At 67.6% G+C, this 19,118-nt stretch carries 26 protein-coding genes and 1 pseudogene; 11 read left to right on the top strand and 16 right to left on the bottom strand.

Going from position 1 to position 19,118, the window contains the following annotated elements; all coding sequences use genetic code 11:
- Positions 1–297 precede the first annotated feature (297 nt).
- Positions 298–1,666 (top strand): annotated as a pseudogene (locus LGN10_RS08820) (MFS transporter).
- Between the two features lie 182 nt (positions 1,667–1,848).
- On the opposite strand, the gene infA reads toward LGN10_RS08820, so the two are convergent.
- From infA to LGN10_RS08835, 3 genes are all read right to left on the bottom strand, one after another.
- Entirely contained in the window at positions 1,849–2,112 is a 264-nt protein-coding gene (infA, locus tag LGN10_RS08825; RefSeq protein WP_006483034.1) for a translation initiation factor IF-1, read from the bottom strand.
- A 464-nt stretch (positions 2,113–2,576) separates the two neighbouring features.
- Complete coding sequence (locus tag LGN10_RS08830) at positions 2,577–2,780, bottom strand: cold-shock protein (RefSeq protein ID WP_006483056.1); 204 nt, start codon at positions 2,778–2,780, stop codon at positions 2,577–2,579.
- Positions 2,781–3,061: 281 nt separating this feature from the next.
- The gene (locus tag LGN10_RS08835; protein WP_059585074.1) at positions 3,062–3,472 is read right to left on the bottom strand and encodes a type II toxin-antitoxin system VapC family toxin; all 411 of its coding nucleotides are present in this window, start codon (positions 3,470–3,472) and stop codon (positions 3,062–3,064) included.
- Positions 3,473–3,704: 232 nt separating this feature from the next.
- On the opposite strand from LGN10_RS08835, the gene LGN10_RS08840 reads away from it, so the two are divergent.
- From LGN10_RS08840 to LGN10_RS08850, 3 genes are read left to right on the top strand one after another with little or no spacing between them, the layout of a single operon-like run.
- On the top strand, positions 3,705–4,001 hold the full coding sequence (locus tag LGN10_RS08840) for a type II toxin-antitoxin system RelE/ParE family toxin (RefSeq protein WP_060310903.1): 297 nt from the start codon (positions 3,705–3,707) through the stop codon (positions 3,999–4,001).
- Positions 4,002–4,004: 3 nt separating this feature from the next.
- The gene (locus LGN10_RS08845) at positions 4,005–4,289 is read left to right on the top strand and encodes an addiction module antidote protein (protein ID WP_060310902.1); all 285 of its coding nucleotides are present in this window, start codon (positions 4,005–4,007) and stop codon (positions 4,287–4,289) included.
- A 14-nt stretch (positions 4,290–4,303) separates the two neighbouring features.
- On the top strand, positions 4,304–4,834 hold the full coding sequence (locus LGN10_RS08850) for a hypothetical protein (RefSeq protein WP_226222876.1): 531 nt from the start codon (positions 4,304–4,306) through the stop codon (positions 4,832–4,834).
- 6 nt (positions 4,835–4,840) lie between these two features.
- On the opposite strand, the gene LGN10_RS08855 is transcribed toward LGN10_RS08850, so the two are convergent.
- The 4 genes from LGN10_RS08855 to LGN10_RS08870 are packed head-to-tail and all read right to left on the bottom strand — an operon-like array spanning position 4,841 to position 6,508.
- Complete coding sequence (locus tag LGN10_RS08855) at positions 4,841–5,161, bottom strand: phage holin family protein (RefSeq protein WP_226222878.1); 321 nt, start codon at positions 5,159–5,161, stop codon at positions 4,841–4,843.
- 22 nt (positions 5,162–5,183) lie between these two features.
- Entirely contained in the window at positions 5,184–5,606 is a 423-nt protein-coding gene (locus LGN10_RS08860; protein WP_226222880.1) for a D-Ala-D-Ala carboxypeptidase family metallohydrolase, read from the bottom strand.
- Positions 5,607–5,621: 15 nt separating this feature from the next.
- Positions 5,622–5,873, bottom strand: a complete 252-nt coding sequence (locus LGN10_RS08865; RefSeq protein ID WP_099317494.1) for a hypothetical protein — start codon at positions 5,871–5,873, stop codon at positions 5,622–5,624.
- Positions 5,874–5,881: 8 nt separating this feature from the next.
- Entirely contained in the window at positions 5,882–6,508 is a 627-nt protein-coding gene (locus tag LGN10_RS08870; RefSeq protein WP_226222890.1) for a hypothetical protein, read from the bottom strand.
- A gap of 296 nt (positions 6,509–6,804) precedes the next feature.
- Here LGN10_RS08870 and LGN10_RS08875 point away from each other — a divergent pair, with 296 nt between their 5' ends.
- From LGN10_RS08875 to LGN10_RS08890, 4 genes are read left to right on the top strand one after another with little or no spacing between them, the layout of a single operon-like run.
- Entirely contained in the window at positions 6,805–7,137 is a 333-nt protein-coding gene (locus LGN10_RS08875) for a hypothetical protein (protein WP_099317496.1), read from the top strand.
- Positions 7,137–7,304 carry a hypothetical protein gene (locus LGN10_RS08880; protein ID WP_155644490.1) on the top strand — a complete coding sequence of 56 codons (168 nt, stop codon included), beginning with the start codon at positions 7,137–7,139 and terminating at the stop codon, positions 7,302–7,304. Before LGN10_RS08875 ends, LGN10_RS08880 begins: the two co-directional genes overlap by 1 nt.
- Complete coding sequence (locus tag LGN10_RS08885) at positions 7,286–7,510, top strand: hypothetical protein (RefSeq protein ID WP_124862030.1); 225 nt, start codon at positions 7,286–7,288, stop codon at positions 7,508–7,510. Before LGN10_RS08880 ends, LGN10_RS08885 begins: the two co-directional genes overlap by 19 nt.
- Before the next feature lie 23 nt (positions 7,511–7,533).
- The gene (locus tag LGN10_RS08890; RefSeq protein ID WP_257220616.1) at positions 7,534–8,043 is read left to right on the top strand and encodes a tyrosine-type recombinase/integrase; all 510 of its coding nucleotides are present in this window, start codon (positions 7,534–7,536) and stop codon (positions 8,041–8,043) included.
- A 63-nt stretch (positions 8,044–8,106) separates the two neighbouring features.
- Here LGN10_RS08890 and LGN10_RS08895 read toward each other — a convergent pair whose 3' ends face one another.
- Positions 8,107–8,343 carry a FitA-like ribbon-helix-helix domain-containing protein gene (locus tag LGN10_RS08895; protein ID WP_059585143.1) on the bottom strand — a complete coding sequence of 79 codons (237 nt, stop codon included), beginning with the start codon at positions 8,341–8,343 and terminating at the stop codon, positions 8,107–8,109.
- Between the two features lie 490 nt (positions 8,344–8,833).
- Here LGN10_RS08895 and LGN10_RS08900 point away from each other — a divergent pair, with 490 nt between their 5' ends.
- Both LGN10_RS08900 and LGN10_RS08905 read left to right on the top strand, forming a co-directional pair.
- On the top strand, positions 8,834–10,111 hold the full coding sequence (locus LGN10_RS08900) for an acyltransferase family protein (RefSeq protein WP_226222892.1): 1,278 nt from the start codon (positions 8,834–8,836) through the stop codon (positions 10,109–10,111).
- 100 nt (positions 10,112–10,211) lie between these two features.
- Complete coding sequence (locus LGN10_RS08905) at positions 10,212–11,600, top strand: DHA2 family efflux MFS transporter permease subunit (protein ID WP_226222894.1); 1,389 nt, start codon at positions 10,212–10,214, stop codon at positions 11,598–11,600.
- Positions 11,601–11,609: 9 nt separating this feature from the next.
- Here LGN10_RS08905 and LGN10_RS08910 read toward each other — a convergent pair whose 3' ends face one another.
- Positions 11,610–11,990, bottom strand: a complete 381-nt coding sequence (locus tag LGN10_RS08910) for a DUF4377 domain-containing protein (protein ID WP_226222896.1) — start codon at positions 11,988–11,990, stop codon at positions 11,610–11,612.
- Between the two features lie 296 nt (positions 11,991–12,286).
- Here LGN10_RS08910 and LGN10_RS08915 point away from each other — a divergent pair, with 296 nt between their 5' ends.
- Positions 12,287–13,483: a tyrosine-type recombinase/integrase gene (locus LGN10_RS08915; RefSeq protein ID WP_226222898.1), complete on the top strand. Its 1,197-nt coding sequence runs from the start codon at positions 12,287–12,289 to the stop codon at positions 13,481–13,483.
- A 133-nt stretch (positions 13,484–13,616) separates the two neighbouring features.
- Here LGN10_RS08915 and LGN10_RS08920 read toward each other — a convergent pair whose 3' ends face one another.
- The 7 genes from LGN10_RS08920 to LGN10_RS08950 all read right to left on the bottom strand — a co-directional run bounded on the left by LGN10_RS08920 (position 13,617) and on the right by LGN10_RS08950 (position 18,892).
- The gene (locus LGN10_RS08920; protein ID WP_124657799.1) at positions 13,617–13,835 is read right to left on the bottom strand and encodes a YXWGXW repeat-containing protein; all 219 of its coding nucleotides are present in this window, start codon (positions 13,833–13,835) and stop codon (positions 13,617–13,619) included.
- 58 nt (positions 13,836–13,893) lie between these two features.
- Entirely contained in the window at positions 13,894–15,048 is a 1,155-nt protein-coding gene (locus LGN10_RS08925) for a DUF1501 domain-containing protein (RefSeq protein WP_124862039.1), read from the bottom strand.
- 2 nt (positions 15,049–15,050) lie between these two features.
- A complete protein-coding gene (locus LGN10_RS08930; RefSeq protein WP_226222907.1) occupies positions 15,051–16,445 on the bottom strand; it encodes a DUF1800 domain-containing protein in 1,395 nt (464 codons plus the stop codon).
- 219 nt (positions 16,446–16,664) lie between these two features.
- A complete protein-coding gene (locus LGN10_RS08935; protein ID WP_226222909.1) occupies positions 16,665–17,168 on the bottom strand; it encodes a periplasmic heavy metal sensor in 504 nt (167 codons plus the stop codon).
- The gene (locus LGN10_RS08940) at positions 17,165–17,584 is read right to left on the bottom strand and encodes a hypothetical protein (RefSeq protein WP_060310888.1); all 420 of its coding nucleotides are present in this window, start codon (positions 17,582–17,584) and stop codon (positions 17,165–17,167) included. The genes LGN10_RS08935 and LGN10_RS08940 overlap by 4 nt, the downstream gene beginning before the upstream one ends.
- Positions 17,581–18,366 carry an RNA polymerase sigma factor gene (locus LGN10_RS08945; protein ID WP_081059141.1) on the bottom strand — a complete coding sequence of 262 codons (786 nt, stop codon included), beginning with the start codon at positions 18,364–18,366 and terminating at the stop codon, positions 17,581–17,583. Before LGN10_RS08945 ends, LGN10_RS08940 begins: the two co-directional genes overlap by 4 nt.
- Positions 18,367–18,592: 226 nt before the next feature.
- Entirely contained in the window at positions 18,593–18,892 is a 300-nt protein-coding gene (locus LGN10_RS08950) for a YXWGXW repeat-containing protein (protein ID WP_059639951.1), read from the bottom strand.
- Positions 18,893–19,118: the final 226 nt, after the last annotated feature.

The following is a 19,118-nucleotide window of genomic DNA, read 5'->3' on the forward strand; positions in this document are numbered from 1 at the left end:
GATTGCGCGTCCGACGGCAATCGCGCATCGGTGTTCATCAAAACCGATGGGCTCGGCGATTATCTTGCCTGAGTACGCGGACAACCATGCCGATGAAAACGCTCGTCGTGGTATGCGACCGGATGAGGGTAGACGCAGGCCGTTGACGCACCCGCGATCCTGAACGCGAGTGGCGACCGGAGCGTATGCGCAGGTGCGGGCATGGCGCTTGCATCGCGTGGTGCCCTCGCCTGCTGACATGACGCTGGCAGCGGGCCGCGCTCAAGGTTGAACGATCGCCTGCCGAGGAACGCCGCCATGACCGATACCGCCGCACTCGCCGACCACGCCCCCAAACGCCGCGGCGTGACGCTGCTCACGCTATGCATCGCCGTGCTCGTCGCCCAGGTCGATACGGCCGTCGTCAATCTCGCGACGCGCGCGATCGGCGCCTATTTCCATGCCGGTGTCGGCGCATTGCAGTGGGTCGTCGACAGCTACAACCTCACGTACGCGGTGCTGCTGCTGACGGGTGGCCTGCTCGCCGACCTGTACGGGCGCCGCCGCATCTTCATGGCCGGCACGACGATCTTCACGATCGCGTCGCTGCTGTGCGCGCTGGCGCCGTCGGTGTCGGTGCTGATCGCCGCACGCGCGCTGGCCGGCGTCGGCGCCGCGTTGTTGCTGCCGGCATCGCTTGCGATCGTGCGCGTCGTGTGGCGCGACCCGGTCGAACGCGGTCGAGCGCTCGGCATCTGGGCCGCATGCAATGGCGTCGCGATGGCGATCGGCCCGACGCTCGGTGGCGTGTTGATCCGGCACTTCGGCTGGCGCAGCATCTTTTTCGTCGTCGTGCCGCTGAGCATCGCCGCGATGCTGCTCGCGATCCCGGCCGTGCCCGAGTCGTCCGATCCGCACGGCCGGCATTTCGACGGCGCCGCGCAAGTCGCGGGCGCCCTCGCGCTCGGCGCGCTCGCGTATGCGGCGATCGTGTTCCGCGAAGCGCCGGCCGCCTGTGCGATCGCCGGCTGCATCGCGGTTGCGTCGTTCGTCGCGTTCGTGGCGATCGAGCGCCGCCACGGCGAAGCCGCCCTGGTGCCGCTCGATATTTTCCTGATCAGTGCGTTTCGCGGCGCGATCGCCGCGACCACCGGCATGACGTTCGGGATGTACGGCGTGCTGTTTCTGCTGCCGCTGACGTGGCAGAGCGTCGGCCGCCTCGATTCGACCGGCGCGGGCCTTGCGCTGTTGCCGATGGCGCTCGTGTTCGTCGTCGTATCGCCGTGGTCGGGGCCGCTTTCCGAGCGCATCGGCGCGCGCGACGACGGCCGGCGGTGTCGCGGTGATCGCAAGCGGGCTCACCGCGATCGGCGCGTCGGCGGACGCGTCGAGCCTGTTCGGCGCAGAAATCGGCCTCGCGTTGACGGGGCTGGGGATGGGAATCGCGACGGGCCCGTTGATGACCGTTGCGGTCGGCGCCGTCGACGCGGCGCGCTCGGGCACCGCCAGCGCGCTCGTCAACGTCGCGCGGATGACTGGCGCGACGCTCGGGATCGCGGTGCTCGGCACGGCGTTCGCCGCCATGCACGGCGGCGCGACCGGCCTGCGGGTGGCGATGTTCGCCGGCGCGGCGGTTCAATTGACGGGCGCGGCGGTGGCGGCAGTTGCCGTACAGCGGTCGGCATGACGCGTGACATGCGCGCTCGGCACACGCGGCGCCGGTAAAGGCGGGGGAAACAGAAGAAGCCGCGGCGCGACAGCGCCGCCGACTACCGACGAACGGCACGCCGCGTGCCGTTCATCCGGTTCGTCCGGCCACGAGACCGGACGGGGAACGATAGGTGCGCGCTGCGCACCTATCGTGGCCGCTTAGCGGCGCGGCTGGCCGCTTCGCGGCGGACGCGGGGAATTCGCGTCCTTGTGCCGGAAGTTGATGCGGCCCTTGGTAAGGTCGTACACCGACAGTTCCAGCGTCACGCGATCGCCCGCGAGAATGCGGATGTGGTTCTTGCGCATGCGGCCCGACGCGTACGCGCCGACCACGACACCGTTTTCCAGCGTGACACGGTATTTGCTGTCCGGCAGCACTTCGTCGACGATTCCGTCCAGTTCCAGCAGTTCTTCTTTTGCCAAACCAATTCCTCCAGACAAGGTGATTGACCGCGGCCGCGGCGACTGCCCGGCGCCGGCTCCCGCAAACGGGACGGCGGCCGGCAAGCGGCCGGGATCGGTTCGTTCAGACGGGCCTCGGGCCAGTCTTGCGATCGGTGCCCGGCGCGTTGCGACGTTCGGGCGGTCGGTGGCTGCGGCGCCAGCGGCGCCGCGCAAGTCGGGACCGCGCCAGCTACGGCATGGCGGCGGTCTGCTCGGGTTGATGCGTTCAAGCGGTGATGCGCTCGCGAAACGGCATGCATTTCACGAGGGCGTTGCGTCGCATGCGGTCAGGCATGCGATGAGGGAGGCGTCACGACCGATGCATCGTGATTGTCGCGATGCATCGGTCGTGCGCATCGGAACGCACAGGCCGCCGTCGAGCGGCGCCCCGGCGATACGCTATCCGGCAGCGGCCGCCGATGGGCGACCGATGCCGATGCGGCTTACTGCGGCGTGATGTTCGACGCTTGCAGACCCTTCGGGCCGCGCTTCACTTCGAAGCTGACCTTCTGGCCTTCGGCCAGGGTCTTGAAGCCCGTGCCGCGAATTTCCGAGAAATGGGCGAACAGATCGTCGCCGCCGTTGTCCGGGGAAATGAAACCAAAGCCCTTGGTTTCGTTGAACCACTTGACGGTACCGGTATCCACAAATACTTCCTTAATACAAATGACGAATGATGAAGATGCGCCCGCGACGGGCACAGAAAGAATCAAAGAGGGAGAGACCAACGACTGCCGCACGGTGTGCGGCCAATGATGAGCAATCGAACTTCTTGACGACTTCGGTCTCGGACACTACGCGGTCGCGGCCGTTTCGTCAAGTTCTTTTGGTGCAGCGCACAAGCGCGGACCCTCGGGCGCTGCGCAGGATGCCGGCCGGCCAAGGGCGCTACATCGTCTGTTGGGACGGGAGGACCGCCCCTGCGACGCTAGTCGAATGGATTCAGCAGCCGGACGCCGGTGCGAGCGAAATCGTCGACGTTGCGCGTGACGACCGTCAGATCGTTGATCAGCGCGGTGGCCGCGATCAGCTTGTCGAGCTCATGCGTCGGATCCGGCACGCGCAAATGCCCCCACATCTGGCTGGTCTCGACATCGACCGGCAGGATGTTCGGCGCATAGCCGGACAGGATCATCGCCACCCAGGCCTCGAGCGCCGACGCCTGACTGTGATCGCCGCGATGACGGATCAGGTCGACACCGCGCCGCAGCTCGGCCACCGTCACGACCGACAGGTAAAGCGGGCTCGCGTCGGCTTCGGCCTGCCTGAAGAACGCCCGCACGCCCCGGTTGGTTCGCTTGCCCTTCCTGATTTCGCTGATGACGTTCGTATCAATCAAGTAGGCCGGGCGATCAGACGTTTTTTCTTTGGTTTTCAATGGTCTTAGGGTCCGGTTTCGGCCAGAAATCGAGTGCAGAAGTGTGCCTCATGCGGCCAGTCGAATCAACGACTTACAGTAGGGTTCCGAACAGGCTCACCGGTCCCCGTCGCCGTGCCGGCTCGCCCCGCACAGGTTCGCCAAGCAAAACATCCGACTTGCCATTCTGTACCCAGTTGGGTACAATTTTGGCATGGTTACTTTGCAGCGGTCAGACGAATTTAACGAGTGGCTTGCCAACCTACGCGATCAGCGCGGCAAGGCCCGAATCGCCGCCCGCCTGGTTAGCGCGCAGCTCGGCAATTTTGGCGAGTACCGCATGCTCGACGAAGGGGTCTGCGAACTGAAGATCGATTTCGGGCCGGGCTACCGCGTGTATTACGTCCGTCGCGGCGAAGTGGTCTACCTCCTTCTGTGCGGCGGCGACAAGTCGACGCAGAAGAAGGACATCAAGCGCGCGGTGCAGATGGCGCGCGAACTGACGGAGTAAACCATGACCAACTACACCGAGTTCGATGCGGCCGACTACCTCGACAACGATGAGGCGGTCGCGGAATTCCTCGCCGTCGCGGCCGAGGACCCAAATCCTGATGTGTTCCTCGCTGCCGTCGCGGCTGTCGCGCGCGCGCGCGGCATGACGAAAGTTGCAGCGGCCGCCGGCGTCGGCCGTGTCGCACTTCACAAAGCGCTGACGCCCGGCGCACACCCGCGCTACGAAACCATGCAGAAGATAATCCGGTCGCTTGGCCTTCGCATGAGCTTCACCGTCGCACACTAACAAAGAGAGAGAAGATGAGCCGATTTGAAGTTCCGAAAGAAGAATACGACCGCGTGAGTTACCACCTTGCGCAGTTGGCCAGCGAGTTCGACCGCCCAAACAAGGCCGACCAGAAAGTACGCGACAAGGCAATCTCACTCGGTGAAAAATACTTCACCGATCCGCGGAACACGACGCCGGCTGACATTTCGCAAGCCAAGGAATTTCTCAGGGGGCACAACCGCAATCCGGACGCACCGATTCCCCCGATCAAGCTGATTCAACCTGTGCCTATGCCCACTGACGACTGGATCAGCGTCGGCGATCAGCTGCCGACGATCTCGGAGAATGTCAACGAAGCGCCGGTCAAAGTTCAGCTTCTCGTGGATGACGAAGTGGTGGAATTGAATGCTTTGTTCATCAACGAGCAGTCCGGCTACAACATGTTCGACAAGCCGTGCTTCGTGATGCTCGGTCGTCGCATGGATCGACTCAATCTGGATAGCGGCGCGCCGCTCATTGCCGAATTTATCGAGCCGACCCACTGGCGCCCGCGCGAGGCGTAACGCCGGTTACGTGCTCTCGTCGGCCGCCTCAATCGGCCGACGCCGATTCAGTGCCCGCGTCGCGAGCAGTTCTAGATACTGCTGCCCGAGAACCCCAAAGACGGCCCCAATACCTGTCACCGCCAGTGGCGGCAGGTCAGGGAACAACGTCAGCGCCGCGCCGGCGGCGACGCTCAGGCCGGATCCGACGATCGTACGCCCGATGATAATGCGGACCCCGGGCCGCTCCGGTTCGGCCATCATCTTCCCAAACGCGATCACGCCGCCGATCGCCGCCAAGCCGCTGACTTCCTTCCACACCTTCCAGATTTCGCTTTCGGTCGTCATACGCCCGCCGTGTACGTCGTCTTCACGCCGACCTTCCGCGCCGTGAGTGCCTGACGCCGCGGCGTCGCGCCTTCGGCCGGCACGCTGATATGCACCCACCGGTCGTATTCGTTGATGATCTGATCGAACGGTAGTCCGACGCAGCGATCGCACGCGCGATATCGCGCGGTGCCCCGAACCCCGAGCACTGAAAGTCGGCCGCGCGGCCTGTCAGGTGGTCGCTGTTCGGCACGCCGCCGACCGCACGATTCACGACCTGGTTGCGATAACCAGACGTGATCCGAATCGGCTTCGAGCCGAGCATCACGCGCACCTGTTCGAGCACCGGCGCGAGCCTGCACAGATTGTCCACGGCCGCCGCCGTCGGCGTGTTGTCGATCTTCCGGTCGCGTGCCGTATCGCTGCGCGTGAGTTCTTCGAGCGTGAATTGTGGGGTGAGCTGCATCGGTCCTCCTGATCGTCACGCGCCCGATCGCGCGATAGCGGCGTCGATCAGCGCGCGCAGCGCGACCAGGCCCACGCGCGCGGCCGCCGTGTCGCCGCCATTGGAAAAATCGACGATCGGCACGATCGCCGTAACGTCGCTGACGGCCGCGCCCGTGTCGCTGTCGACGACATGCTCGATCGTGCGCAGCGACACCGCGTCGACCGCGCCGGCAGCGTCGAGCTGCACGATGTAGTGCGACGGCTTCGTTACCTTCTGAAATGCCATGCCTCTCTCTAATTCACATGCGCTTCGAGCGCAAAACTCACCTGACCGCCGGGGCTCGACGGGTTGATGCAGCGGTATTCGAACTGCACGTTCGTGTCGTCGACCTGCCGCACACGCCAGTACGAGAACTGCGCTGGTGCGACCGATAGGCCGGTCATCGTCAGCCGCACGTCGTGGCGCCGGCACGGCCACAGCAGCCCATGCGCGACCGTCACCTGTTGCGCGACATCGGTATCGACCGGCAGCGCCTCAATCTCGGCGACGAAGTGCATGCCCTTCGGCCCGGTCGGCAAGCCGTTCGCCTGAATGTCGAACACGTCGCGGTCTGGAATCGGCGCGTTGCCGGCGACGTACACGGTGCCGGCGTCCGTCTGGTAGATGCGCAGCTCGACGCGGTTCGCCCCCTGATAGACGTCCGTCGGCCGCGTGTAGCTGAAGCCCGTCAGGCAGAGCACCAGCAGCCCACGCACGCGGTTCTGCGATCCGGTGATCGTCAGGCCAACGCGGCATTCACGCGCGATCAGGTCGTTGATCGAGTTGCCGACGCCGGAAATCACCACGCCGTCGAAACGGTTCAGCGTGCCGATCACCTGCGACGTGCCGACCTGGTTGTAGTTGCCCGAGATACGCAGCACAGTGCTGCCCCCGCGAAACGCCGTCGTTTCGCATGATCCCGTAGTGAGTCCCGATCTTGATATCGTTGCCCGACAGGATCAGCGAGTCGCCACCCTGCCCGCCGAAATACTGCTTCACGATGCCGATCAGGGTGCTGCTGCCGCGGATCTCGCACTGGCTGCCGTCAACTACAAGCAAGCTGCAGGACATGTTGCTGCCGATGTACATGTTCCGGCGCGCGCGGTCGCTGTCTTGCGTCCATTTCATGTCGTTCGAGTAGCAGTGGATCGGCCCGTACAAGGATCGTGTCGTCGGCGTGCATACCGGCGCGAAGCAGTCGACCGGCCGCAACTACAACCTGCGCGCGAAGGCGTGGCGCGGCGCCCGCGACTACCTGGCCGACGGCCCGGTGAGCATGCCGCCCGATCCCGAACTGAAGGCGCAGCTCGCGTCGGTGAAATACAAGTTCCGCGACGGCGCGCTGCTGATCCAGTCGAAGAAGGAATACAAGGCCGAGTTCGGCAAGTCGCCGGACCGCGCTGACGCCTTCATTCTGACGTTCCTCGCACCGACCGAAGAAGCCCGCAAGCCGCAGAGCGCGCCCGTCGCGCGCGTGCCGGCGCCCTCGAACCTCGCATGGATGGCCTGATGGCGACGAACGAAACCCTCGACCGTGATGACGTCGCCGACGTGCGCGATGAAGTCGTCGAGCGCGCGCAGCGCCGCTGGAAACGGTGGGACGAACGCGAGAGCGAGAACCGCGCGCGCAGCACGGCCGACCTGAAGTTCTGCGGCGCATGCTCGCGCTCGTCGTAGCCATCGGGCTGCAGCTCGGCCGGCAGCATGGCGATGAACTGGCGCACCTTCCACAGCAGCGACTTCGGGTCGCCCGCCTTGTCCACGTAGTCCTCTTTCCGGCTGCCGAAGCCAACGACGGTGCCGGCGTGAAACAGCCACATCCAGACCGCAACGCCGACGCACAACCACGACGCGCCGACGCCTTACGCTGGACACTTTCCTGACGATTCTGGGAGAGGCGCCGAAGGTGTCGTCGTGGCTGGAAAACGCGATGCTGCTCGCGCTGGTATCCGGTCAGGATCGGTCGACCTGCGGGCGGTGGGAGCGGTCGTGGACGCGAAACGGTTTCTCGCGCGTGACGAGGCAGAAAACCGGCGTCGTCGTCGAGATTCCCGTCTCGCTTCGGCTGGATGCGATCGGCCTATCGCTCGACGACGTGATCGCCCGCTGCAAGCGGACCGGCGTCATCAGCAAATACCTGATCCACTACACCGGCCGGAAGAATGGCACCACGCCCGGCGCGCAAGTAAGTCTGGCGACAATTTCCGCAGCGTTCGCGCGGGCACGGAAACGAGCCGGCATCGCTGACGAGAACGCGCCCTCGTTCCACGAAATCCGCAGCCTGTCGAAGCGCCTGTACGACAAGCAAGGCGGCGTCGACACGAAGGTTCTGCTCGGCCACATGTCCGACACGTCGGCTGCGCTGTACGCCAACGCGCGCGGCGTCGAACCGCTCCGCGTGCGCGTGAGTTCCTAACGAATTCTGAACAAGTTCTGAACACGCCCTTATGCGACAAGGGTTTCCGGGCGATCGAATGTTTCAATCAAAAACACGCCCGACCTCGCCTGAATCCTGAACACGTTGGAAATCCGCGTCTTCGCCAACCTCCGGCATGCTCATCAACACTTGCGCGAATGTCCGCCGCTTCGGCCGGCCGAGCGCTTCGGCCAGAATGGCTCGATGTTCGGCCTCGGCGCTCCTGCCGTTGGCCGCTGCCTGCTCACGCAGGCTTTGAACGATAGTGTCATCCACGTTACGCACCAGAAGATTTGCCATGAGTACCTCCATCCAGGTTTGCTATCAATGATAGCGTCACGAGGGTAAATTGCAAGCATTGCTATCACCCTTGTGACCGGATGGACACGGGAGCCGGCGCGAACCGGCGGCAACGGACGGCGAGCATCCGCCCCCCTTTCGCCGCTGGTCCGACGCATCGACCTGCTGTCGCTCAAGGTAAGCCCGAGCGGGACGATATGGAAGCCGGCCGAACGGCCAATCTGGCACCCATCGATCACGACGCACGTCGGCCGGCGAGGAACTCAATTTGCGGCGCGGCCTAGTCGGTGACATGCGCCAAGACCGCGGGCGTCGCGTCGATTCGCGCTGAAACATCGTGTTGCATAACCGGCCGCGGGCATCGCTATCGTTTGATACCATCAGACCACAAGACCGGCGATCGAACGCCGTGCGAAGCGCGCAGAAGACCTTGCATCGACGCGGACCCTCCGTGCCTGAAATCCCGATCCAAGACACGAGACGCTCTTCAGTGGACCTTGTTACGCCAACGCTGGAAACCCTCTTCTCCCCGACACCCGACAAACTCTACTTCCCGGCCTGCCTTGCGGCCGTGGCGATCATCGCGTGGCTCGTCGCCCGACACGTGCCGTTCTACCGATCGGCCGTCGACAAGTCGCTGTCGATGCGCTATCGCAATCTCGACGGTTTCCGCGGCATCCTGGCCACCTCCGTGGTCTTTCATCACTTCGCGTGCAACCAGGCGTTGCTGTCGACCGGCGTCTGGGGCGCCGGCACCGAACTCCTGCGCAATCTCGGGACGATCCCCGTCGCGATGTTCTTCATGGTCACCGGGCTGCTGTTCTGGGAACGTGCATGCCGAGGCACGCTCGACGTGCGGACTTTCTTCGTCGGACGCGTGCGGCGCCTCGCGCCGCTCTATCTGTTTTACGCGGCCGTCATCGGCGCATGCACGCTTTACTGGTTTCCCCGCAACGCCGTCGGCGCACCGACGCAGTTGCTGGCCGACCTGCTCAAGACCGTTTCGCTCGGCTGGTTCGGCGCGTTCCCGATCAACGGAGCGGAGCGCACGCCCTATCTGAGCGGCGTCTGGTGGACCCTCGCCTACGAATGGCGGTTCTACGTCGCCGTTCCGTTTCTCGCGTGGTTCGTCGCCACCCGTGCGTGGCGCAAGCTGCTCGCGCTCGCGATCGTCACGGCCTGTGCCGCGCTGTACGGGCCGCCGGGCGGCATGGCGCTACTGTTCGCGTTCGGCGCCGTGGCCTACGAGGTGTCGCGACATCCCGCGATCCGCGCGCGGCTCGCCACGAAACCGGCGGCAACCGTCGCGCTGCTGATCCTCGCGACGTCTCCGTCCCCGGCCGAACGCTATTCGATCGAAGGCGCGCTGCCGCTGCTTCCGGTGTTTCTCTGCATCGCCAGCGGAAACACGTTCTACGGCGTGCTCAAGACCCGGCCGCTCGCGCTGCTCGGCACCACCAGTTTCAGCATCTACATGATCCACATGGTGATCGTGTACATGATCATCCATGCGTTCAACAAGTTCGTTTTCCCGATCAATTCGGCCGGCGACTCGGGCATCTGGGCGCTCGCACTCGCATGCGCGCTGATTGCCGTCCTGTGTGCGCTGCTGACTTACCGCTACGTCGAGCATCCGTTCATCGCCACGCGCAACGACGCACGCCCGGCCCGCGGCGCGCCCGAGCGAACGCGCGTCCGCCGCGTCGAGCACCGTCCGTCCGACGAGGAACATGTCGTCGATGCAGTAGGCGAAACCGCTTCCCGATGACGAGCGGAATCGGTACCATCGGGCGATCGACGTCCGGCCGCCGCCGTGCGACCATGCAGCGGCGCCGCTCACGCCGGACTTCCGTACCACCGATTTCGCCATGTCCCGGGAACCCACACATTCCGCGCTGCTCTGGATCGTCGCCGCTGCCTTCTTCATGCAGTCGCTCGATACGACGATCGTCAACACGGCGCTGCCTTCGATCGCCCAAAGCCTGCATGCGTCGCCGCTCGCGATGCAGCCCGTCGTGGTCGTCTACACGCTGACGATGGCGATGCTCACACCGGCATCCGGCTGGCTCGCCGACCGTTTCGGCACGCGCCGCGTGTTCTCGGTCGCGATCCTCGTGTTCGTGCTCGCGTCGATCGGCTGCGCGGCGTCGCACACGCTCGGCCAACTCGTCGTCGCGCGCGCCGTGCAGGGCATCGGCGGCTCGATGCTGCTGCCGATCGGGCGGCTCGCCGTGCTGCGCCGCGTGCCGGGCGAACAGTACGTCGCGGCCATCGCGTTCGTGTCGATCGCCGGGCAGCTCGGCCCGATCGTCGGGCCGACGCTCGGCGGCTGGCTCACACAGGCGATTTCGTGGCACTGGGTGTTCATCGTCAACGTGCCGGTCGGTGTGGTCGGCTTCATCGCCGTGCAGCGCTACCTGCCGCACGACCAGGCGACGCAGCCGCCGCCGTTCGACTTCATCGGCTGTGCGTTGCTGTCGGCCGCGATGATCGCGCTGTCGCTGGCGATCGACCCGCCGATGTCCGCGCATCGCGCCGCGTGGGCGGCCGCGCTCGCCGGGCTCGGGCTGGCGAGCGCGCTCGCGTACCTGCCTCACGCGCGACGACGCACGCAGCCGCTGTTCCGCCTCGGGCTGTTCCGCGAGCCGAACTTCGGGTCGGGGCTGCTCGGCAACCTGCTGTGCCGGATCGGCACGAGTTCGGTACCGTTCATGCTGCCGCTGCTGATGCAAGTGCAGCTCGGCTATACGCCGCTGCAGTCGGGGCTGATGATGCTGCCGGCCGCGATCGCGGGCGTCATCGCGAAGCGGTGGATCGCGCCGCTCGTGAAGCGCTTCGGCTATGCAGCGTTTCTGGTCGTGAATACGGGGATCGTCGGCTGCGCGATCGCGGGGTTCGCGCTGGTGTCGGCGCGGCCCGCGCCGGTGCTGGAAGGTGCGCTGCTGATCGTGTTCGGCGCCGCGAATTCGATGCAGTTCGCGGCGATGAACGGCGTGACGCTCAAGGGGCTGTCGCATGCCGACGCCGGCAGCGGCAACAGCCTGTTCACGATGATGCAGATGCTCGCGATGGGTTTGGGCGTGTCGATCGGCGGCGGGCTCGTCAACCTGTTCGCCACTTATCGGGGCTCGACGGCGCACGGGTTCATGCTGTCGTTTGCCTGCATGGGTGCGGTGACGCTGCTGTCGTCCGTCGTGTTCCGGCGGATCGATACGGCCGCGCCGGCGGCCGGTACCGCGGCGCGCCCTTCCGCGTGATCGCGGCCGTCAGTTCACCTGGCGGCGCTCGACGACGCGCTTGAGCACCCAGCGGATCGACGAAGCGTCGGCCGGCGGCCGCGCGACGCGGTATTCGTCGACTTCGAGCGTGTACAGGTAGCCGGGCTGGTACGCAAACCCCTCGATTCCCGCGTACCACAGGCTCCATGGTTCGCCCGGGCTGCCGCGCACCTGCAGGCACTCCATCGGCGCGACGCCCGTGCAGCGCGCGGACTGCGGCGCGACATAGACGGTTTTGGTCACGGGCTTGCCGTCGGCCGCGCGAGCTGCATTCGGCGCGGTGGCCGCCGCGTCGGTCTGGCATCCGGCGACGAGCATGCTGCCGGCAATGGCGGCCGCGCCAAGCAGCGTTCGGGTCTTGTGAATCATCTGGCATGCCTCTGGAAGCATTGGAGGGCCAATTAGACGAGCCACGCGGCGAGAAGGTTCACCAACACCTTGCAGAACGCGTTCGGCCATTCCGGTTTGTCGGATGTCGCGTGCGAGCCGATACGTTACCGTCTCCCGGGCCCGCGGCGTGCATCGTCCCCGGCCACGCGATCGCAATCGACGGCCGCTTCACCGGATAGTGATCGTGTACCATCGACGCTTCCCGATACGCTTTGGCGCGCTGCCTTCGTTCGCCCGGCCACGCCCGCGCGGCTCGCGCGGCGCGTTTCCTTCGCATGACCTCATCCGCTTCGTCCGACACCGCGCTGCGCCCGCTGCCGATCGATACGCTCGCCGTGCCGGCCGCACTCGACGGACGCACGGGCACCAACCGCTCGGGCAGCACGCATCCGCAGATCGCCGCGACCAACGACCTCGACGCCGTGCGCGCGTGGCTCGCCCGCTTCGTCGATACGCCGACCACCTTCCAGAACTACCGCAAGGAAGCCGAGCGCCTGCTGTTGTGGGCCGTGATCGCGTGCGGCAAGCCGCTGTCGTCGCTCACGCACGAGGATCTCGTCGTCTACCGGCAATTCCTGCTCGCGCCTGCGCCGGCCGACCTGTGGTGCGCGAACGGCGGCCGCAAGCATCCGCGCGACGATCCGCGCTGGCGGCCGTTTTACGGGCCGCTGTCGGCGGCCAGCCAGCGACAGGCGCTGGTGATCCTGAACGTGATGTTCTCGTGGCTCGTGCAGGCCGGCTATCTGGCCGGCAACCCGCTCGCGTTGTCGCGACAGCGGCAGCGCCGGCCCGCGCCGCGGGTCACGCGTCATCTCGGGCAGCCGCTGTGGCAATCAGTGAAGGACGCGATCGCCGCGATGCCGCGCGACGATGCCCGCGCATGCGTCCATGCGGATCGCGCGCGGTGGCTCTTCACGCTGCTGTATCTCGGCGGCCTGCGCATCACCGAAGCGGCCGATACGACGATGGGGCAGTTCTTCTGCCGGCGCGACGCGAACGGGCACGAGCGCTGGTGGCTCGACGTGACGGGCAAAGGCGGCCGGCAGCGGCTCGTGCCGGCCACCGACGAGATGATGGCCGAGCTGGCGCGCTACCGGCGCGCGCATGGCCTGCCCGCGCTGCCGCTTGCCGGCGAACCGACGCCGCTCGTGCTGCCGGTCGGCCAGGCGCGCAAGCTGCTCACGCGCGCGGCGCTGCACCGGATCGTGAAGCAGGTGTTCCGGTACGCGGCCGATCGGCTGCGCGCGAACGGCGAAGCCGGCGAACAGGCGGCGCGCGTGCTCGAACAGGCGTCCGCGCACTGGCTACGCCACAGTGCAGGCTCGCACATGGCCGACGGCCGCGTCGACCTGCGGCTCGTGCGCGACAACCTCGGGCATGTGTCGCTCACGACGACGAGCCAGTATCTTCACGCGGACGACGACTGGCGGCATCGCGAGACGGAAGAGAAGCACCGGATCGGGTGGGACTGAACACCTGGCCGGCGCACCGCGACTCGGTGAACGAGGTCGAGCCCGCCCCAAACGCGTCGTGGTTGCACTTCGCACGATTGCTTGCCGCGCGCATGTCGAGCTCGCCGCGCGACGCGTCGACACGCGTGCCGTGTCAGTACACGGCGACCCAGTGCCCCGGCACCCACGCCCAGTGATTGCCGGCCCACCGGTAATGCCCCTTCGCCCACCGATAGCCGGGCGCGGGCGGCGGCGGCGCCACCTCGACGACGGGCGCGGGCTGGGGTGGCCGCACGGGCTCGACCACGCAGGCGGACATCAGCGCGGCACTTGCGCCCACCAGCATGGCCAGCGAAACGGATCGGATCTTCATTGTCGATTTCTCCCTGTTGTGTAATGGGTTGATCGGGCCGCGCGCGGCATGCACCGCGTCACGCGCCCCCGCGAATCAGGCCGCTCATCGGCCGTGTCGCGCCGCTTTCCGCGAACAACGCGGACGCGGTGCGGCCCGGATCGAGCCGCAGGCTGTCGGCGGCCGCGCCCGCGATCAGCGCGTCGAGCGACGCGGTCGGCTTCAGGTCGCGCCCTTCGTACAGGTCGCCGGGCCGCAGCCCCGGCCAGTCGGCGATCACACGTCCGCCTGCGACCGCGCCGCCCGCGAGCATCGCCACCGACGCCTGCCCGTGATCGGTGCCGCCCGTGCCGTTCGCCGCGGCCGTGCGGCCGAACTCGGTCGCGACCAGCACCGTGGTCTGCTGCCATGCCGGCCCGAGGCCGTCGCGCAGTGCGGCGAGCATCGTATCGAGCGCCTTCAACTGATTCGCGAGCCGCGCGTTCTGCGCGCTGTGCGTATCCCAACCGCCCGTCTCGATCATCGCGATCCGCGGCCCGTCGTCGCGCGCGAGAAACGTCGCGGCGAGCTTGCCGACGCCGGCCGGGTCCTGCCGCGCATGCGCATCGCCGGCGAGGCCGCGCGCTTCCATCGCCGACTGCCACAACGGGCCGAGCTGTGCGTCGGCTTCGTAGAGCGCCGACACGCGCGTGAGCAGATCATCCGGCGCGGCCGGCAAACCGGACGGCGCATACGACGCGGCCTGCACCGTGCCGCGCAGCGCAAGCGGCACGGTCGGCGCGAACGCGATTGCGCTGTCGCGCGTCGCCGGCAGCAGCGCGGCGAGCCGGTTCAGCCAGCCGTCCTTCACCTGGTACGGCGCACGGCCGCCCGTTTCGAGCACGTTCTGGCCGTCGAAATGCGAGCGGTCGCGATACGGCGACGCGATCGCATGGACGAACAGCGCGTGGCCGTCGCGGTATAACTGCGCGGTCTGCGCGAGCGACGGATGCAGCGCGAACGTGCCGTCGAGCCGCGTTGCCGCCGTGTCGATCGCAAGCGGGCCGCGCAGCGACGCATACGCGGGCTCCGCATACGGGACGACGATGTTCAGGCCGTCGGCCGCGCCGCGCTGGATCACGAACACGAAGCGCCGGTCGGTTTCGACATTCGCGAATACGATTCGCGGCGCGACGAGGATCGCGCCCGCGCCGGCGGCGGCGACGCTGAGGAATTGTCGGCGGGACAGTGCCATGGTCATCTCCGTTGGAAATCGGGCGACACGAGCAGCAGCGCGAGCGACGTCGTCGCGCTTTCGGCGCGCGCGAGCGCGGTCGCGGTCGGCGCGCTCATCGAACCGGCGAGCAGCGTGTCGCCGAGCGTGCGCGGGTCGAGCCGGTCGCCCGTACGCGCGGCGAGACGCTGCGCGCTCTCGACGCGGCGCACGAGCGCGTCGGGCGCGGCCCAGCTCGCGGCGACGTCGTCGTAGCCGGCCGGCGAGCCCGGCCGCCACACCGGCTGGCCGAGCTGCGCGAGCAGCGGCTCGGCCTTGAGATCACCCGTGTCGCGCCAGCCGAGCCCGCGCAGCGACGATACGGCCCACTCCCACGGCGTCTTGAACTTGCGGTTGACCGGCGCCCACGCATCGGGCGCATCGACGAGCGCGCGATAGACGGTCGGCAGATCGCCGCCGCTCGCGGCGAATGCGCGCGCGAGCCGGTCGGTCAGCGCGGGCGGCGGGTTGTCGGCGACGAAATGACGAGCAAGCTGGAACGCGATGTGCCGGCCCGTCGCCTCCGAACGCGCGAGGTCATGCAGGATCGCGCGCGCCTGCGCTTCGCCCGGTTGATCGTAGGTGCGGCCCATCACCGTGCGCGTGCCCGGTTCGTGCAGATTCGGGCGAAACACGAATGCGCCGGGCGCCGCATCGCCCGGCTGCGGCCCGCGCCCGCCGGCGATGCTCCAGCCGGTCAACGCACGGGCGAATTCCGTCACGTCGGTTTGCGTGTAACCGGTACGCACGCCAAGCGTGTGCAGTTCCATGATTTCGCGCGCGAGGTTCTCGTTGAGCCCGCGCTTCGCCGACGGATTGCGTGCCTGCGCACGCAGCGCGGCCGGGCTGTCGGGGCCGACCGAGCGCGCCTGATCGAGGAACACCTGCATCGCGGGATGCTGCTCGACGGCGACGAGCATGTCCTCGAACCGGCCGAGCACGTGCGGACGGATCGCGTCGCGTTCGAATGCGCCCGCATACGCGGCCACCTGCCCCTTGTCGACCGATACCGCGAAATGGTTCGCCCAGAAATGCACGAGACGCTCGACGAACGGCGCGGACGTGGTCAGCGCGCTGTTCATGCGCGCGGCGACGGCGCTTCGATACGCGTCGTAGCTGTCGCGGCGGATCGATTGCGCGGTCGCGCGCTTCGCGGCCGCGTCGTCGCCCGTCATCGCGTTGCGGATGTTCGCGAAGCGCGTGGCAAGCGTGACCGCGTCCGGCTCGCCGGCCCATGCGGCGGGCCGCGCGTCGTAGCGGTCGAATTGCGCGACGAGTGCCGCCTTCGGCTCGGCGGGCGGTGCTTCGTCGGCCCGTGCGCCGAGACCGAAACGGTTCAGCGCGATCGCGGCCGGCGTGGCGTCGTTCGGATGGTCCATGACGGGCTCTCTTGCGGTGCGTACTCACGTTCAACGCAAGCGCACCGGGAAATCCGTCGCGGGGCGGGAAAATATTTTTCGTGATCGGGAAACGGCGGGCGGAAATCTCGCCGCACGGCGGCGCACATCGTCGACGGACAACGCCCGGGCGATGCGCCGGAACCGGCACACGCATGACGCGCGAGCAATACGCGGAGTCGCGTGCCGCCCGCGCGCGGCTTACTCGCTCGCCGATGCGTCCGGCTTCTTCCGCAGCTTCGGCGGCAGACGCCAGTTGCCGCTGTGCTGCAACCCGTCGACGAACTTCACGCGCTCGTCGGGCGTCAGCGTTACCGCGAAATCGACGACGCTGCGCTCGACCTGCGCACGCATCGCGGTGTCGGCCGCGCGCGTGCGCTCGAGCGCCGCATCGATCGCCGCGCGATCGAGTTGCGGCGCGGCGAGCAGGTCCAGCACGGTAATCCGGCCGTCGCGCCCTTCGCGCGCGAAATCGCGGCCGCTCTTGCGCGCCGCCTTCAGCGCGGCGGCGAACTCGCGCTGCCGCGCATCGGGCAATTCGTCCGCCGCGAAACGCAACGCCGTGCGCTGCGCGGGCGTGCCGCCCGCATGCAGGTCGCGATGCGTCGAGAACCATTGATATGCGCCGCCGCCGATCGCGCCGAGCATGAACACGTTCAGCACGACCGAGCCGACGAGGGTGAGTTTCCAGCCGCGTTCGGTCATTCGTCGCTCCCGTCCACGCTCGGGCTGCCGAACGTCGTCGTCAGATAGCCCGGCTCGTGCGGCGCCGGCGGCGCGCTGCCGAGCATCAGCATCGACACGGCCACCGCGCCCGCGAGCGCACCGGCCAGGCCGACGCCCGCGAACGCCGCGCCCGACCACCATACGGCGCCGCGCCGGCGTGCGCGCCGCGGCGCGGGCGCCGTCGCGACGATGCGCTCGACGAGCGACGGCGCCGGCGGCTCGACCGTATCGCACGCGAGCCACGCATCGAGGTCGGCCGCATCGTCGAGCGCCAGCAGCGCGTCGCGCGGGTTCGCGTGCGCCCACGCCTCGGCGGCCGCGCGCTCGGCGGCCGGCCAGCGCCGCGCGTCCGAGCCGTACGCGGCGACGATGGTGCGAAATCGTTCGGGTGTCATCGCTTGTCCTCGCTAGGTGGGTCGCCGGCCAGTTGCGCGCGCAGATTGCGCCGCGCACGGGCGAGCAGGCTTTCCAGCGCATCGACGGTGATGCCCATCAGGTTGGCCGCTTCCACGTTCGACATTTCCTGATAGTACTGGAGCACCAGCGCTTCCCGCTGCCTCGGCGGCAATGCAGCCAGGGCCTGGCGCACGCGCGCGTCGCGCGAACGCAGTTCCGCATGCGCAGCCGGCTCCGGTTGCGTGTCGGGCACGTCGGGCAGCGTATCGACGGGCTCCTCGCGCCGGCCGCGCAACCGGTCGTAGCACAGGTTCAGCACGACGCGATGCAGCCACGTGTCGAAGCGGGCTTCGCCTTCGCGCCAGCGCGGCGCCTGATTCCAGATTCGCAAGAACGTCTCCTGCGCGACGTCCTCGGCTTCGTTCCGGTCGCCGAGCATGCGCGTCGCCAATGCGAGCAGCCGCGGCAGCTTGCGCGCGACGAGCACGCGCACCGCCGATGAATCGCGCGCGCCGACGCGCGCGACGAGTTCCGCGTCCGGATCGCGGTCGCCGCGATCGCTCAACGCCGCCGGCTCCGTCGAGCGGCGCGCGAGCGCTGCACTGTCACGGCAGAGGGAACCGCCGCCCGGCTGAAGCTCATCGTGGTGCTCTCCTTGCATGCGTCGGGCCGGCGCCGGACGGCGCCATGCCGACCGTTCGTCAACGCCGCGCGCGTCGCGCCCGGCATGGCACACGGTGTCGGCCATATCCGTTTCATCGACGTCCGGTTCGCGCCGCATGTCGATCCCGTCAGCCGGCCGCGCGAGCGTCGGCCGGCGCGCTCAATATACGACGACCGGCGCGGGCCGGTAATACACCGGACGGGCCGGCACCACGACGCAGCCGGCCAGCACGATGGCTGCGGCCGCCACGATCACGATGGTTCGAAAAGGCATCGCTTCGGCTCACGATATTGCGTGGAAAATCCGCTGCGCCGGCATCGCATGCCGGGCGGCGGCCTGCGCGTCAGGCCCAGTGACCCGGCACCCAGCGCCAGGCCGGGCCGCGCGCGGCCCAGTGTCCGGGCACCCAGTGGTAACCGACCCGCACGACCTGCCAGTGGCCCGGAATCCATACGTAGCGGCCTTGCCGCCAGTGCCAGTGGCCCTGATCCCATACGTAACCCGCACGGGGCGCTGGCATCACCTCGACGCGCGGCGGTGGCGGCGCGTAAGGCGCGACGATGACGGCCTGCGCGAATGCCGCCGACGCCGCAAGCGCGGCCACGCATCCGGCAGCCAATCGCAACGGAACGGAAAGTTTCATGAAAGACTCCGAAATAACGGGCATCGACCAGAAGCGGTCGTTCATGCGTTAAACGGAGCAGGCAGGAGAAATCCGTCGCGGTGTCGGCAAATAATTTCGGAGACAGCGAACGGGCGCGGGAGCAGATCGGAGGCCGCGACACGCACCCTTGCACATCGACCGCCGCAGACGCCGGGTCGCGGTACTGTCACACCGCGGCAAAACTGCCCTTCGACAATGCATGCGA

The organism is Burkholderia sp. AU32262 (assembly GCF_020419985.1).
In the GTDB taxonomy this organism is placed as follows: Bacteria; Pseudomonadota; Gammaproteobacteria; order Burkholderiales; family Burkholderiaceae; genus Burkholderia; species Burkholderia semiarida.

Excerpts from the sequence above, each read along its gene's own strand:
- LGN10_RS08840 (WP_060310903.1), top strand. The coding sequence starts at position 3,705 with ATGGTTACTTTGCAGCGGTCAGACGAATTTAACGAGTGGCTTGCCAAC.
- LGN10_RS08845 (WP_060310902.1), top strand. The coding sequence starts at position 4,005 with ATGACCAACTACACCGAGTTCGATGCGGCCGACTACCTCGACAACGAT.
- LGN10_RS08850 (WP_226222876.1), top strand. The coding sequence starts at position 4,304 with ATGAGCCGATTTGAAGTTCCGAAAGAAGAATACGACCGCGTGAGTTAC.
- LGN10_RS08855 (WP_226222878.1), bottom strand. The coding sequence starts at position 5,161 with ATGACGACCGAAAGCGAAATCTGGAAGGTGTGGAAGGAAGTCAGCGGC.
- LGN10_RS08860 (WP_226222880.1), bottom strand. The coding sequence starts at position 5,606 with ATGCAGCTCACCCCACAATTCACGCTCGAAGAACTCACGCGCAGCGAT.
- LGN10_RS08865 (WP_099317494.1), bottom strand. The coding sequence starts at position 5,873 with ATGGCATTTCAGAAGGTAACGAAGCCGTCGCACTACATCGTGCAGCTC.
- LGN10_RS08880 (WP_155644490.1), top strand. The coding sequence starts at position 7,137 with ATGGCGACGAACGAAACCCTCGACCGTGATGACGTCGCCGACGTGCGC.
- LGN10_RS08885 (WP_124862030.1), top strand. The coding sequence starts at position 7,286 with ATGCTCGCGCTCGTCGTAGCCATCGGGCTGCAGCTCGGCCGGCAGCAT.
- LGN10_RS08895 (WP_059585143.1), bottom strand. The coding sequence starts at position 8,343 with ATGGCAAATCTTCTGGTGCGTAACGTGGATGACACTATCGTTCAAAGC.
- LGN10_RS08905 (WP_226222894.1), top strand. The coding sequence starts at position 10,212 with ATGTCCCGGGAACCCACACATTCCGCGCTGCTCTGGATCGTCGCCGCT.
- LGN10_RS08910 (WP_226222896.1), bottom strand. The coding sequence starts at position 11,990 with ATGATTCACAAGACCCGAACGCTGCTTGGCGCGGCCGCCATTGCCGGC.
- LGN10_RS08915 (WP_226222898.1), top strand. The coding sequence starts at position 12,287 with ATGACCTCATCCGCTTCGTCCGACACCGCGCTGCGCCCGCTGCCGATC.
- LGN10_RS08920 (WP_124657799.1), bottom strand. The coding sequence starts at position 13,835 with ATGAAGATCCGATCCGTTTCGCTGGCCATGCTGGTGGGCGCAAGTGCC.
- LGN10_RS08925 (WP_124862039.1), bottom strand. The coding sequence starts at position 15,048 with ATGGCACTGTCCCGCCGACAATTCCTCAGCGTCGCCGCCGCCGGCGCG.
- LGN10_RS08930 (WP_226222907.1), bottom strand. The coding sequence starts at position 16,445 with ATGGACCATCCGAACGACGCCACGCCGGCCGCGATCGCGCTGAACCGT.
- LGN10_RS08935 (WP_226222909.1), bottom strand. The coding sequence starts at position 17,168 with ATGACCGAACGCGGCTGGAAACTCACCCTCGTCGGCTCGGTCGTGCTG.
- LGN10_RS08940 (WP_060310888.1), bottom strand. The coding sequence starts at position 17,584 with ATGACACCCGAACGATTTCGCACCATCGTCGCCGCGTACGGCTCGGAC.
- LGN10_RS08945 (WP_081059141.1), bottom strand. The coding sequence starts at position 18,366 with ATGCGGCGCGAACCGGACGTCGATGAAACGGATATGGCCGACACCGTG.
- LGN10_RS08950 (WP_059639951.1), bottom strand. The coding sequence starts at position 18,892 with ATGAAACTTTCCGTTCCGTTGCGATTGGCTGCCGGATGCGTGGCCGCG.